This window comes from Erythrobacter tepidarius (assembly GCF_002155695.1).
Lineage (GTDB): Bacteria > Pseudomonadota > Alphaproteobacteria > Sphingomonadales > Sphingomonadaceae > Erythrobacter > Erythrobacter tepidarius.
The window spans coordinates 22,610-35,650 of the sequence record NZ_MUYJ01000017.1; the positions used below are offsets into that span (position 1 = coordinate 22,610).

General features: G+C 62.9%; 14 protein-coding genes and 4 pseudogenes. 12 read left to right on the forward strand and 6 right to left on the reverse strand.

Features of this window, described 5'->3' with window-relative positions; genetic code table 11:
* Window positions 1-84 precede the first annotated feature (84 nt).
* Window positions 85-204, forward strand: a pseudogene (locus BZF61_RS16115) (TetR/AcrR family transcriptional regulator); the annotation flags it as partial.
* A gap of 3 nt (window positions 205-207) precedes the next feature.
* Window positions 208-651 (forward strand): TetR/AcrR family transcriptional regulator C-terminal domain-containing protein, encoded by a 444-nt coding sequence (locus BZF61_RS14465; protein ID WP_245804664.1) that lies wholly within the window; start codon window positions 208-210, stop codon window positions 649-651.
* Between the two features lie 43 nt (window positions 652-694).
* Here the strand turns inward: BZF61_RS14465 and BZF61_RS16045 are convergent.
* The 5 genes and pseudogenes from BZF61_RS16045 to copC form a co-directional block, all read right to left on the reverse strand.
* A pseudogene (locus BZF61_RS16045) lies at window positions 695-808 on the reverse strand (IS6 family transposase); the annotation flags it as partial.
* Between the two features lie 54 nt (window positions 809-862).
* Window positions 863-1,608 (reverse strand): annotated as a pseudogene (locus BZF61_RS14475) (IS5 family transposase).
* Between the two features lie 90 nt (window positions 1,609-1,698).
* A complete protein-coding gene (locus BZF61_RS14480; protein WP_027443888.1) occupies window positions 1,699-4,044 on the reverse strand; it encodes a heavy metal translocating P-type ATPase in 2,346 nt (781 codons plus the stop codon).
* A gap of 64 nt (window positions 4,045-4,108) precedes the next feature.
* Complete coding sequence (gene copD / locus BZF61_RS14485; protein WP_027443889.1) at window positions 4,109-5,041, reverse strand: copper homeostasis membrane protein CopD; 933 nt, start codon at window positions 5,039-5,041, stop codon at window positions 4,109-4,111.
* A 4-nt stretch (window positions 5,042-5,045) separates the two neighbouring features.
* Complete coding sequence (copC, locus tag BZF61_RS14490) at window positions 5,046-5,429, reverse strand: copper homeostasis periplasmic binding protein CopC (protein ID WP_027443890.1); 384 nt, start codon at window positions 5,427-5,429, stop codon at window positions 5,046-5,048.
* Window positions 5,430-5,567: 138 nt separating this feature from the next.
* Here copC and BZF61_RS15665 point away from each other — a divergent pair, with 138 nt between their 5' ends.
* The 7 genes from BZF61_RS15665 to BZF61_RS14520 all read left to right on the forward strand — a co-directional run bounded on the left by BZF61_RS15665 (window position 5,568) and on the right by BZF61_RS14520 (window position 10,899).
* Window positions 5,568-5,846 carry a DUF3693 domain-containing protein gene (locus tag BZF61_RS15665; protein WP_143737092.1) on the forward strand — a complete coding sequence of 93 codons (279 nt, stop codon included), beginning with the start codon at window positions 5,568-5,570 and terminating at the stop codon, window positions 5,844-5,846.
* On the forward strand, window positions 5,843-6,283 hold the full coding sequence (locus tag BZF61_RS14495) for a Spy/CpxP family protein refolding chaperone (protein ID WP_027443891.1): 441 nt from the start codon (window positions 5,843-5,845) through the stop codon (window positions 6,281-6,283). The genes BZF61_RS15665 and BZF61_RS14495 overlap by 4 nt, the downstream gene beginning before the upstream one ends.
* Window positions 6,280-6,849 (forward strand): RNA polymerase sigma factor, encoded by a 570-nt coding sequence (locus BZF61_RS14500; protein WP_027443892.1) that lies wholly within the window; start codon window positions 6,280-6,282, stop codon window positions 6,847-6,849. Before BZF61_RS14495 ends, BZF61_RS14500 begins: the two co-directional genes overlap by 4 nt.
* 61 nt (window positions 6,850-6,910) lie before the next feature.
* Window positions 6,911-8,665, forward strand: coding sequence for a copper resistance system multicopper oxidase (locus BZF61_RS14505; protein ID WP_027443893.1), 1,755 nt, complete (start codon window positions 6,911-6,913; stop codon window positions 8,663-8,665).
* Window positions 8,662-9,717, forward strand: a complete 1,056-nt coding sequence (locus BZF61_RS14510; RefSeq protein ID WP_027443894.1) for a copper resistance protein B — start codon at window positions 8,662-8,664, stop codon at window positions 9,715-9,717. The genes BZF61_RS14505 and BZF61_RS14510 overlap by 4 nt, the downstream gene beginning before the upstream one ends.
* Window positions 9,718-10,136: 419 nt before the next feature.
* On the forward strand, window positions 10,137-10,337 hold the full coding sequence (locus BZF61_RS14515; protein WP_086620087.1) for a hypothetical protein: 201 nt from the start codon (window positions 10,137-10,139) through the stop codon (window positions 10,335-10,337).
* Window positions 10,338-10,470: 133 nt separating this feature from the next.
* Window positions 10,471-10,899, forward strand: coding sequence for a DUF411 domain-containing protein (locus BZF61_RS14520; RefSeq protein WP_027443895.1), 429 nt, complete (start codon window positions 10,471-10,473; stop codon window positions 10,897-10,899).
* Window positions 10,900-10,929: 30 nt separating this feature from the next.
* Here BZF61_RS14520 and BZF61_RS14525 read toward each other — a convergent pair.
* A pseudogene (locus BZF61_RS14525) lies at window positions 10,930-11,088 on the reverse strand (YnfA family protein); the annotation flags it as partial.
* A gap of 79 nt (window positions 11,089-11,167) precedes the next feature.
* On the opposite strand from BZF61_RS14525, the gene tnpA reads away from it, so the two are divergent.
* The 3 genes from tnpA to tnpC form a co-directional block, all read left to right on the forward strand.
* Window positions 11,168-11,545, forward strand: a complete 378-nt coding sequence (gene tnpA, locus BZF61_RS14530) for an IS66-like element accessory protein TnpA (protein ID WP_086616937.1) — start codon at window positions 11,168-11,170, stop codon at window positions 11,543-11,545.
* Complete coding sequence (gene tnpB / locus BZF61_RS14535; RefSeq protein WP_086616938.1) at window positions 11,542-11,883, forward strand: IS66 family insertion sequence element accessory protein TnpB; 342 nt, start codon at window positions 11,542-11,544, stop codon at window positions 11,881-11,883. The genes tnpA and tnpB overlap by 4 nt, the downstream gene beginning before the upstream one ends.
* A gap of 60 nt (window positions 11,884-11,943) precedes the next feature.
* Window positions 11,944-13,041, forward strand: a 1,098-nt coding sequence (gene tnpC / locus BZF61_RS14540; protein ID WP_086617424.1) for an IS66 family transposase, incomplete at its 3' end; no start/stop codon positions are given.

Below are 13,041 nucleotides of genomic sequence, written 5' to 3' on the forward strand. Positions count from 1 at the left end.
AACACAAATGATACTGCATAGTATCATTTGGTGGGAAAAGACGGACACAAGGGCAGCGCGGCGCGCAGGGCAGCTATTCTTGCGGTGGCGCGAGAGCTGTTTCTCTCGCAGGGCTATGAGGCGGTGTCGATGTCGGCAATCGCCGCGCGGGCGGGGGGATCGAAAACCACCCTATGGTCGTATTTCCATGGCAAGCCCGCCTTGTTCATGGCGGTGGCCGAGGATCTCATCGACGAATATGGCGCACGTATCGAAATCGCGCTGGTCCGCGATCGGCCGCTGGAAGAAGCGCTCGGTGAGTTCGGGCGCCATCTCCTTGCTGCCCTGATGTCCGAGCCGATCACGGCGCTGAGGCGTATTGTGACTGCCGAGGCGCATGGGATTGCCGGGCTTGGCGCCGCGTTTCACGAACAGGGAATGGCCCGCGGCTGGCGCATCGTGGCGCAATATTTCGCCGATCTTCAGCAACTGGGGCGCATCCGATCGGATGCCGATTGCATGCGTGCGGCACAGCACTTTATCGCACTGTGCCAATCGGGTTGTTACCAGGAATTCATGGCGAAAGGCACACGCAAGCCCAATGCACAGATGATCGCGGAAGATGTCGAGGCGGCGGTCAACACATTCTGCGCGGCCTATGGGCCGAACTAGCGATCGCCCAGCCAGGCGAAAGCTGCACCTGCAAGACGCACATCGGGCCGAACCTGTTCCACCAGAAGCGGACGGTTTCGTGGCAGATGTCGATCCCGCGCTCGAACAGCAGGTCTTCGACATTCCGCAACGACAGCGGGAAGCGGACATACATCATCACCACTAGGGTCCAGACTCGTTCAGAGCCAGAAGGCCACGGCTGCGGCGAGGCTTACGGCTGACAGGAAGTTTCTGGCGAGCTTGTCGTAGCGGGTGGCAATCCGGCGGACCCGAAGGGCGGCGAAGCCAACTCCTTGAGACGGCAGAACATGGCCTCGACCCGCCAGCGGTCCTTGTAACGGCGTTCGTCATATTGGATTGGGCGCTTGCGGTTGCGCCGACCTGGTATCACCGGGATGGTGCCCTGCTCGCGCAAGGCAGCCCTGATGCGGTTCGCGTCATAGCCGCGGTCAGCGATCACGCGCTTCATGCCGATGGTCTCGCCGATCAGCAGGTCTGCGCCCTTCACGTCAGATGTATTGCCGGGCGTCAGGACGAGGCGGAGTGGTCGCCCGAGGACATCGACAAGGGCGTGGATCTTCGTTGTCCTGCCGCCACGCGAGATGCCAATGGCATTGGCCCGCGCCCCCCTTTTGCGCCACCGGCAGAGCGGTGTGCCTTGATATAGCTGCTATCGATCTGGCCTGTTTCCGCGATCCAGCCTTCCTCTGTCAGCGCCGCCAGGATACGTGTCCAGATGCCCCGGCGGCTCCACCGGTTCCAGCGATTGTAGACCGTCGTCGAAGGGCCGTATTCGGGTGGGCAGTCCGCCCAGCGGCCACCGCACTTGAGCATGTGGATGATGCCCGAGATCACCCGGCGATCATCGACACGCCGCGCTCCGGGCTGGTTCTTCGGCAGGTGCGGCTCGATCGCAACCCATGCTTCATCCGACAACCAGAACAACGAACGCGACATTCCCAACAGCCTCCTGTTTCAGCGGAGTGTCCTTGAATCAATGTGCTCGCAGACTTTCAAGAGGCTGATTGGGTTTTGACCCTAACAGGGTCATAACGCAATCCTCCTGAGACGCAGCGAATTGCCGATGACGCTGACCGAGGAAAGTGCCATTGCAGCCGCTGCGATGATCGGTGAAAGCATGATGCCGAACAGCGGGTAGAGCGCGCCCGCAGCCACCGGGATACCAGCGACGTTGTAGGCAAAGGCGAAGAACAGGTTCTGCCGGATGTTGGTCATGGTTGCGTGGCTTAGGTGCCGGGCACGCGCTATCCCTGTCAAATCGCCCTTGAGCAGTGTGATGCCCGCGCTTTCGATCGCAACGTCTGTGCCGGTGCCCATGGCGATGCCGACATCGGCAGCAGCAAGCGCGGGGGCGTCGTTCACACCGTCGCCTGCCATCGCCACGATCCTGCCTTCGTCCCTCAAGCGCTTCACGATCGCGCTCTTCTGATCGGGCAGGACATCGGCTTCGATGTCGTCAATGCCGAGCCGCCGCGCGATGGCCTCAGCTGTGATGCGATTGTCTCCGGTCAACATGATGACATGGATGCCCGCTTCGGCCAGCGCCTTGAGCGCGGCAGGCGTGGTCTGTTTAACCGGATCGGCAATGCCGATGGCACCCGCAGCACGGCCATCAATGCCAAGGAAAATTGCGGTCGCCCCTTCAGCGCGCAGGGCGTCAGCACGCCTCGCCAGTTGGGCAGTCGAGATACCCTGCTCCTCAAGAAAGCGGGCATTGCCAGCAACAAGCCGATGTCCATCGACGATGCCGGTGATGCCCTTGCCGACGGGCTGATCGACGTCGCCAGGTTCACTGATTGCGAGACCCTTGGCTTCTGCATCCCGGACAATGGCCAGGGCCAGCGGATGCTCGCTGCTGCGTTCGAGGCTGGCGGCAAGGCGCAGAACCTCTTGGCTGTTGAACCCCTCGGCCGTCTCGATCGCGACCACCGCAGGCTTGCCTTCGGTGAGCGTGCCGGTCTTGTCGACGACAAGGGTATCGACCTTTTCCATGCGTTCGAGCGCCTCGGCATTCTTGATAAGGATACCGGCCTGGGCACCGCGTCCGACCCCCACCATGATCGACATCGGGGTTGCTAGACCAAGCGCACAGGGACAGGCGATGATCAGCACGGTCACCGCTGCAATCAGGCCATAGCCCATCGCCGGCGACGGGCCGACCAGGGACCAGACGACGAATGCGATCACCGCGACAGCGATCACCGCCGGCACGAACCAGCCAGACACGGCATCTGCAAGCCGCTGGATTGGCGCACGACTGCGCTGGGCTTCTGCCACCATCTGGACGATGCGTGCCAGCATGGTGTCGCGCCCAATCTTCTCGGCGCGCATCACGAGGCCACCGGTCTGATTTATCGTGCCGCCAATCAGCTTCGACGCTGCCTCCTTGATCACCGGCATGGACTCGCCAGTCACCATCGATTCATCGACCGTGCCGCGGCCGTCCAGCACCACGCCATCGACCGGCACCTTTTCGCCAGGGCGAATGCGCAAAGTGTCGCCGACCATTACCTGGTCGAGGGTGATCTCCTCGTCGCTGCCATCGGGACGAACCCGGCGGGCGAGCTTGGGCGAAAGGTCGAGCAATGCGCGGATTGCGCCACTGGTCGTCTCGCGGGCATGCAGTTCAAGCAGTTGGCCAAGCAAGACCAGGACGGTAATGACCGCTGCCGCCTCAAAATAGACCGCGACCGAGCCGTCCATCGCGCGAAACGCGGCCGGAAAAATGCCAGGCGCGAGCGTCGCCGCCATGCTGTAGGCCCAAGCGACTCCGGTCCCCATCGCGATCAGGGTGAACATGTTGAGATTGCGGCTCTTGATCGAGGCCAGGCCGCGTTCAAAAAAGGGCCAGCCAGCCCAGATAACCACTGGCGTTGCCAGCACCATCTGAACCAGGTTGCCGATGTTCCCATCCAGATAATGGCGCAGTCCTCTCAAGTGTCCGCCCATCTCGAGTGCCACTACCGGCAAGGCGAGGATGAGCCCGATCACAAAGCGCCGCTTCATGTCGGCATATTCCGGTGACGGTCCATCGCTGAGCGTCGGGGTCATCGGTTCCAGGGCCATGCCGCAGATCGGGCAGCTTCCCGGCCCTGCTTGCTGAACCTCCGGATGCATCGGGCAGGTCCAGATCGCGCCTTCTGGCACCGGTTCTGTCGGGCGCGGCGCATCAATCACATAGCGCGCCGGATGAGCTTCGAACTTGGTCAGACAGCCAGAGCTGCAGAAGTAGTGATGGGCGCCGTCATGGGTGGCGACATGCGTCGTCGTCGCAGGGTCAACGCTCATTCCGCAGATGGGGTCAATCACCATTCCTGGAGCCTTCGATCCGGAATGGGCGCATTTCGCATGGTCGTGATGCGACTCGGTCATACTTCGTGCTCCTCTGGTCGCACCTCTCATCAACCTTGACATCACGTCAGGGTCACGAGGCAATTTACCCGTTCGCCATGATCGGCTCCAGCGTACCCAACAAGGCCACCACGGCGAGGATCAAAAGTGCTGCGCCCATTTCCATAACAAGGCTTTGTTGAAGGCCACGTAACGCGGTGGCCGGATTGCCGTCGGCGATGGCTGCACCAAGAGCGGGTGTCAGCCGCCAGCGGTTGGCACCCGCCAGCACCAGCATAGCAGCAAACAGGACGAGCTTGATGAGCAGGAGTTGGCCGTAGCGCGAAGCGAACAAGGTGTCCGGGTGAGGCAAGCCCATCAGGATCAGGCTATTGGTGAGGCCCGTGAGAACGATCAACCCGACCGCAAGCGTCCCGACCCGCGAAAATCGTTCAAGGGTCCGATGCGCGATCCTGATCTGCATATCGGATTGGCGGGCCAATGGCTGAAAAAGCAGCCAGGAGAAGGCGGCGATTCCGCCGATCCATACAGCTGCCGCCAGCATGTGAACGATGTCGCTCAGGCGGTGGAGGGAGCCGGTCCACCCTTCGGTTGCGCCGGCATGGCCCGTCCAGACCAGCGTGGCGACCGCCAGCGCAGTCGAAGCAAGCAGAGAGTGCCTGGCAATATGTGGGCTTCGGTCGAGCGCGAGCGCGGCAACCAAGGCAATTGATAGTGCTGCCATGCGCACGATCCAGGCACTGCCTAGGGCGCTTTGCGTAACTATCTGCCCGAAGGTTGAGGCATCGACTGCCCAGAAGCTTGTTCCGATCATGGCTGCGACAAGCGCAATCATGCCGGTGCCAGACAGCAGCAGCCCGAGTAGCGAAAGGATGAGGGCAGGTTTGGCCAGCGGCAGCAAGGCAGTGCCTCGCTCTTCGGGTTCCAGCGCGTAAAGCGAGAAGGCCGTCACACCTACCAGCACCATCAGGTCGGCGTAAAGCGCAAACCGGAGGGCGATAACAAGCGGACTGTCCATGCCTTCAGCGCACGGTGAAGCTGAAGTTGCCGTCCATGCGATGCGTGTCGGCTCCGGCCGCGCTCCAGGTCACGCGGTAAGTGCCGGCGGCGAGCGGGCGGCGGAGCAGCAAAGTCATCGATTTCCGGTCCTTGCCCAGCTGCACGGTGAAACCCGTGATCGGCATCGGCGCATGGTTTGCCATACCCGGCATTCCCGTCATCGCGATCTCGGCCCGTGCCGTTGCGCCGATCACCGCCTCATTAAAGCGCAGTTCGATCCTCGTTGGTGCTTCGACCGTTGCATTGGCGGCCGGGGTCGAGGACACAAGCCGCGTATGCGCGCTGGCAAGCTGCGGGACCATAAGACCCAGAGCCGCGGCGGCGAGGGCAAGGCTGATCAATCGCATGAGGAAACTCCTTGGAATTGGCTACCAGGATGAAATACGCGCGCCGGAACAGCATCCCTCAAATTGGGCGGGTTCGGTTTTTCTGAGGGATCGGGGAAATGGCTTCGTATTGGATGTCGACACCTTGGGAGACTCACCATGTCAGATCTTGATCAGGCGCTCCGCCGTTTGGCCACACTTCCGGCCCCTTCGGGGCTGGCGACAATCGACGACAAAGTGCTTGCCGGAGTGGCTGCGAGCCGCCGCGAGGCTGCGGCCGGGTCTCGGCTGACGGGCTTTGCCGCAGCCCTCGCCCTGGCGGTTGGCATAGCGGGTGGTGGACTGGCGGGCGGCGAACCCGCCACAGCTCAGCCACTCTCACCCTTTGCCCCCGACAATCTGCTCGCACCTTCAACCTTGCTGGATGTGCACCCGTGAATTGGACCAGGCGGCTGATCGTTATCGGGCTTGTTGCATTTGCGGCGGCGCTGGCCGGAACTTATGCCGGTCGCGTCCTGTTCGCTCCGGAAGGGCAGAGCGAGACCGAACTCCACGCACTGCTGCACCGCGAACTCGAACTCGATGCCGCACAGGAAGCAAAGATTGAAGCAATCGAGCAGCGTTTTGCCACCCGCCGCAAGGTGCTTGAGCTGGAGATGCGGGCGGCCAATGCCCGTCTGGCCGAAGCGATAGAAGCGGAACATGGCTATGGTCCGGAAGTCACCGCCGCCATCGACCATACCCACAAGGTCATGGGTGAGATGCAGAAGGAAACACTGGAGCATCTCTTTGCCATGCGCGCCGTCCTGAGGCCCGATCAGGCGGCCAGGTTCGACCGGTCGGTTACCAGAGCCCTGACCCCGGAATTGCCGTGAGCCTTTCGCTGTCCGACGGAAGCGACGGCGAGCTCGCGGCACTGGCGCTCGCCGGTCGGCAAGACGCCTATCGCGAACTGCTGGCGCGCCACCGTGAAACTGTCTTTCGTCTGGTGCGAGCGTCGGTCGGCGACCCGCACGAGGCACTTGATATCACCCAGGAAACCTTCATCGCCGCGTTCTCGTCGCTTGGACGCTACGACCATGAGCGCCCTTTCCTGGTCTGGCTTAAGCACATCGCGCTCAACAAGTGCCGGGACTGGGCGAGGCGGAGAAAGGTTCGGGCTTTCTTCACGCGAGCAGCGCCGCTGGAGATGGCTTTCGAAGTTTCGGATGATTCCATTCCTGCCGACGTGCAAGCCGCGGACCGGACCGAACTGGCGCGCGTGACCGCGGCCATATCGCGCTTGCCGTCCCGTCTGCGCGAGGCGCTGGTCCTCCGCACGATCGACGGCCTCGGCCAGGCTGAAGCCGCAGAGGTGCTGGGAGTCAGCGAGAAGACGGTCGAGACCCGCCTCTATCGGGCCAGGGGAAAATTAAAGGCGATGCTTGGCAACCAGATCTGAGGGGTAGGGAAAGCGGCTGCGTATAGGACGTTGAAGCCGTCAATCTCACCGGACACCATTCATGCACTCTTTTGCGCTTGATCGCCGTACACTCATCCGTTCGGCTGCCTTGGGAGGCGGGGGCCTTGCGCTTTCGGCAGCGCTCCCGGCCTGGGCGCGCAGCGGAACTTCTGGTCTTGGTGCCCCGATGGCCGTGTTGTCCGGGGAGCAAATCGCACTATCCATCGGCCATGCCTCGCTCAGGGTCGGTGGACGTGACGGGCATGCCATCGGCATCAATGGTGTGACACCTGGCCCGGTCATCCGGCTGAAGGAGGGCCAAATGGTTCGCCTCGCAGTGAACAACACACTCAACGAGGAAACCTCGATCCATTGGCACGGGTTGCTCGTGCCTTTCCAGATGGACGGCGTGCCGGGAGTGAGCTTTCCCGGGATCAAGGCCGGACAGACCTTCGTGTACGAGTTTCCCGTCAGGCAGTCTGGCACCTATTGGTATCACAGCCACTCCGGCATGCAGGAAGCGTTGGGCATGTATGGCGCGATCGTCATCGATCCCGCCGCGCCCGATCCGGTGGTCTATGACCGCGAACATGTAATCATGCTCGCCGACTGGAGCTTCATGCATCCGCACACCCAGTTGCGGAAGTTGAAGGCCCAGCCCGGCTATTTCAACATGCAAAAGCAGACCTTTTCGGGATTGCTCGATGGCAAAGACCAGTCCGCTTCCGAGCGCCGTATGTGGGCCAAGATGCGGATGGACCCGACAGACATTTCGGATGTCACCGGCGCAACCTATCATTTCCTGGTCAACGGGCATGACAGCGCCGCGAATTGGACCGGACTGTTCGCCCCCGGCGAGCGGGTGCGCCTGCGCATCATCAATGCCGCCGCCATGACCAATTTCAATGTCCGGATTCCGGGCCTTGCGATGACGGTGGTTGCCGCCGATGGGCAGAACGTGCAGCCAGTCGAGACCGACGAGTTCCAGATCGGCATTGCCGAGACCTATGACGTCATAGTGGAGCCCAGGAGTGATGAGGCTTATGGCTTCATCGCCGAAGCCATCGACCGCTCCGGTCAGGTGCGCGCCACGCTTGCTCCGCGCCTCGGCATGGTCGCGCCAATCCCGGCGATCCGCGAACGCCCGCTGCTGTCCATGAAAGACATGGGCATGGGCGATATGTCTGCACCCGGTGCCGATGCGAGTGTAGCTGATCACGCAGCGATGGGCCACGCGATGCCCGGGGTGGATCACGGCTCGATGAAGATGCGCGATCCGGCGGTCGCGCCGCAGGTCAAACTGGGGCCAGGCGTGGCAACGCTTTCGCCAATGCCGATGGACCGCACAGGCGAACGCCCGACGGGCCTAGAGAAAGTCGATCACCGGGTGCTGACTTATCGTGACCTCAAATCGCTGACCCCCAATCCCGACAAGCGCACGCCGTCGCGAGAGATCGACATCCATCTGACCGCCAACATGGAGCGCTACATGTGGTCCTTCGACGGCGAAAAGTTCAGCGAGAACACTGAGCCGATCCCGTTCCGCCACATGGAGCGGGTGCGCGTCAATCTTATAAACGACACGATGATGCCGCATCCGATTCACCTGCACGGTCATTTCTTCGAACTGGTCACTGGTAATGCGGGCCATCATCCGCTGAAGCACACGGTCAATGTCCTGCCGGGCGGTAAGGTCTCGTTCGACCTGACGGCCGATGAACTCGGCGACTGGGCGTTCCACTGTCACATGCTGCTGCACATGATGTCGGGGATGTTCCGGGTCGTGACCGTGCGCCACGAGGAAGACGCGGCGTGAAGGCGACCCATATCATCATCGCTTGTGTCTTGCTGGTGACGCCCGGCTTTGCGGGGGCCCAAGCCACCATGCCAGGCATGGAAATGAAGGATGCGGCCGGCACAGTTGCTCGAGGCGAGGCCCCGCCGGTTGCAATGGACCATTCCGGCCATAGTCAGCCCGAAGCTGCCGTTCCCGCGCCTGTCGCAGTCGATCCCCATGCCGGACACGCTGCCGAGCCTAAGCCAGCGACTGCGCCACGGCCTGAAGCGATCGATCACTCCGGCCATGATATGAATGCCATGGCGGGCATTCCCGAGGGTGATCCGGGAATCGGAACTGCTCCCGCCCCTGCGCCGCCAGGCGACCATGCCGCCGACAGCTTCTTCGATCCCGTCGAAATGGCGCGTGCGAGAGAGGCCCTAGGGCGGGAGATTGGTGCCTTCATTGGGTCGATGGTGCTCTTCGATCTCGCCGAATTCCACGTGCGCAAGGGCAGGGACGGTTATCGCTGGGCTGGCGAGGCCTGGTTCGGCGGCGACGTCAATCGCCTCCTGATCAAAACGGAGGGCGAGGGCGCATTCGGCGAGCCGATCGAGAATCTGGAAATCCAGTCACTCTATTCACGTGCCATCATGCCGTTCTGGAATGCGCATGTCGGCTTGCGGCACGATATAGCACCCAATCCCTCGCAAACGTATGCCGTTGTCGGCGTCGAAGGGATCGCGCCGTACTGGTTTCATTTGACGGGGCAGATGTTCCTCTCCGACAAGGGTGACATACGGGCTCGCCTTGAGGGAAGTTACGATGAGCGGATCACCCAGCGCCTGATCTTCCAGCCCCGCGCGGAACTCAATTTCTCGGCTCAGGACATGCCTGCGATCGGCGTCGGATCGGGACTCACCGATTTCGAACTGGGTGCGCGCTTGCGCTATGAGATCCGGCGCGAGTTCGCGCCCTATGTTGGCGTGGAATGGAGCCGGAAGGCGGGCGACACCGCGCGGTTGGCACGGTTCGCAGGAGAAGATCCGGATGTGGTCAGTTTTGCCGCTGGCCTGAGGGTGTGGTTCTGATACCGATAGCAAGGCACCAAGGCTTTGGCTGGACCGACGGGTCGCAATGAAGCAGGACTTGATCCTATGAAGTCGGTCGTCGCTCTCATGGTTACTCTAGGACTGGCGTTCGGCGCAGGACCGTTTTGCGCCACCCCGGCAGCGGCTTCGATCCAGTCCGCCAACATGGCATGTGGCGACATGCCAGAACGCGGCGACCGCTCACATGATCATGGCGCACCGGACGTGGTGCGGGTCTGTCACGCGTGCCTTTTTGCTGCGCCTGCCATTGGCACCAATCTGAATGTCATGCGATGGGACCGGGTCGGCCCGGAGATCCGGGCGCCCCGAAGCCTGTCCGGCTTGAAGCAAGAGCCACCGACACCGCCCCCGCGCCAGCCGGTTTCCTGATCCGCTTCAATCTTATCTGGAGAATACACATGAAGTCCAAGTATCTGCTGGGCGTCCTCGCGCTCTCGCTTTCTACTGCCGCGTTTGCAGCCGAGCCTGCGCCTACGCCAGAAAAGCCGTGCTGTTGCTGCAAGAAGGGCGAACACGGCCAGATGGCCTGCTGCAAGGAGCATGGCGAGCAGGCTGGTCAGCATGCTCGTCACGACATGAGCGGCGTGGATCACAAGTAAGCAATGGTGCGCGGAGGGTGCTTAGCCACCCTCCGCGCATTGCCATGTGACTACCGGCCAAAGCGCATTCTGGCTATAATTGACAGTTGACGCCGTTGCGATTCAGCGCCGCCTGCGAATGAGGAGATTATACATGCGAAAGCTTGTCCTGGCACTGGCGTTGTTTTCGACCCCCGCACTCGCGGCAGGTGACATCCTGATGCACCGCGATCCAGGATGCGGTTGCTGCGAACAATGGGCCGCCCGGGTCCGCCAAGCCTTCGGCAGAAATGTGCGGATCATTGATGACGCGGACCGTGCTGCGTTCCAGCGGCACGTGGGTCTTCCGGCAAGCCTGGCGTCATGTCACACTGCGATTGTAGACGGGATCGCCTTTGAGGGACACGTTCCCATTATTGACATGCGCCGCGTGCTGGCGAACCGCCCGAATGGTGTTCGCGGGCTTGCGGTCGCAGGCATGCCGATCGGTTCGCCCGGCATGGAGGTGTCCGGCGTTCGCCCACAGCGGTTTAACGTCATAGCCTTCGGGGCCGCGCGCACCAGCGTATACGCGCAGCACTAGTTGCCGCATTGATCGGTTGCGGCGCTCAATTCACCCTCGGCCTGGTCCCCACAGGATCAATCCCGCCCCGGCGAGACAGATCAGCCCGCCCAGTATATCCCAGCGATCGGGAGCTACACCCTCGATGACTTGGAGCCAGACCAGCGACGCGACGATGTAGACGCCGCCATAGGCGGCAAAGGCGTATCCATCCGGCGGGGGCCGCCTTGCGCGGGTAGGTAGCGAGCGCTCTTTAGCGTGCTCTTTTGAGCGCGCTTAGGAGTGGTCGATGGGTCAGGTGACGGTATTTTCGGGGCCGGAGCGGCGGCGCCGGTGGAGCGAGGAAGAACGGCTGCGGATCCTTTCCGAGGCGTTCGCGCCTGGCGCCTGCGTTGCCGAGGTGTGTCGGCGGCACGATATCTCCTCGGCGCTGATCTACACTTGGCGGCGCAAGTTGCTCGATGCAGGCGCGGCGCAGGAGGCCGAGGCGCCGGATGCGCTTCCCACGCCGGTATTCGCCGAAGCGGTGATCGACGGGGACGCGGTGCCGGTCAGCGCTGCCGAGCACCCGGCGATGATCATCGACCTGCCACGCGGCAAGCGGCTGAGCGTTTTCGCTGCGGCATCGCCGGCGCTGGTCGCTGCCGCGCTGAAGGCTCTGCGATGATCCCTTCCGGCGCGCGGGTGTGGATCGCGCTGGGCCACACGGATATGAGGAAGGGCATGCAGGGCCTGGCACTGCTGGTGCAGCAGGGCCTGAAGCGTAATCCGCATGGCGGGGATCTGTTCGTATTCCGCGGCCGCGCGGGCTCGCTGATCAAGATCATATGGCACGACGGGATCGGCATGTCGCTCTACGCCAAGCGGCTCGAGAAGGGCCGGTTCGTATGGCCGTCGGCCAAGGAGGGAACGGTGTCGCTGACCCCCTCGCAGCTGGCCTGCCTGCTGGAGGGGATCGACTGGAGGAACCCCCAGTATACGTGGCGGCCGCAGAGCGCAGGATAATCGTCGCAAGGCGGTGTTTTGCCCTTGCGGCAGAGGGTGGAACATGATTCCATCTCTCCTGTGGAAGCCGCCATCTCGCCCCTGCCAGACGACGTTGAAGCGCTCAAGGCGCTGGTGGCGACGATGGCCCGCAGAGCCGAGGAGGCCGAGCAGAACGCTGCCACTGCCACGGCCAAGCTCGCCAACGCCATGGCCCACCAGAGCGCCATCGAGGCGCTGATCGCTCACCTCAAGCTGCAGATCGCCAAGCTGAAGCGCGAGCAGTATGGCCCCAGCGCCGAGCGCAGCCGACGCCTGCTGGGTCAGATGGAGCTGCAGCTCGAAGAGCTCGAGGCTGACGCCACCGAGGACGATCTGATTGCCGAGGAAGCGGCAGCGAAGACCACCACGGTCACTGCCTTCGAGCGCAAGCGCCCGGCAAGGAAGCCGTTCCCCGAGCACCTCCCCCGCGAGCGCGTGGTGGTGCCTGCCCCCTGTTCCTGCCCGGCCTGCGGTGGGGACCGGCTGTCCAAGCTCGGCGAGGACGTCACCGAGACGCTCGAGGTCATCCCGCGCTCGTGGAAGGTGATCCAGACGGTCCGGGAGAAGTTTGCGTGCCGGGACTGCGAGAAGATCGCTCAGGCCCCCGCTCCTTTCCATGTGGTGCCCCGCGGATGGGCCGGGCCCAGCTTTCTCGCCATGCTGCTGTTCGAGAAGTATGGGCAGCATCAGCCCCTCAACCGTCAGGCCGAGCGGTTCGCTCGCGAAGGCGTGCCGCTCAGTCTCTCGACCCTGGCCGATCAGGTCGGCGCCGCTGCTCACGCGCTGATGCCGATCTACAAGCTGATCGAGGCGCACGTTCTGGCTGCAGACCGCATCCACGGCGACGATACCACCGTGCCGGTCATGGCCAAGGGCAAGACCGATGTGGCCCGATTATGGGTCTACGTCCGCGATGATCGGCCGTTCGCCGGGTCTGATCCACCGGCGGCGCTGTTCCACTACTCGCGCGATCGGCGCGGCGAGCACCCGCAAGCCCATCTCGCAGGCTGGTCCGGGATCCTACAGGCCGATGCCTATAGCGGCTACAACGACCTCTATCGCGAAGGACGCGACCCCGGCCCCGTGCTCGAGGCAGGCTGCTTCGCCCATGCGAGGCGCAAGTTCTTCGAGCTGGCC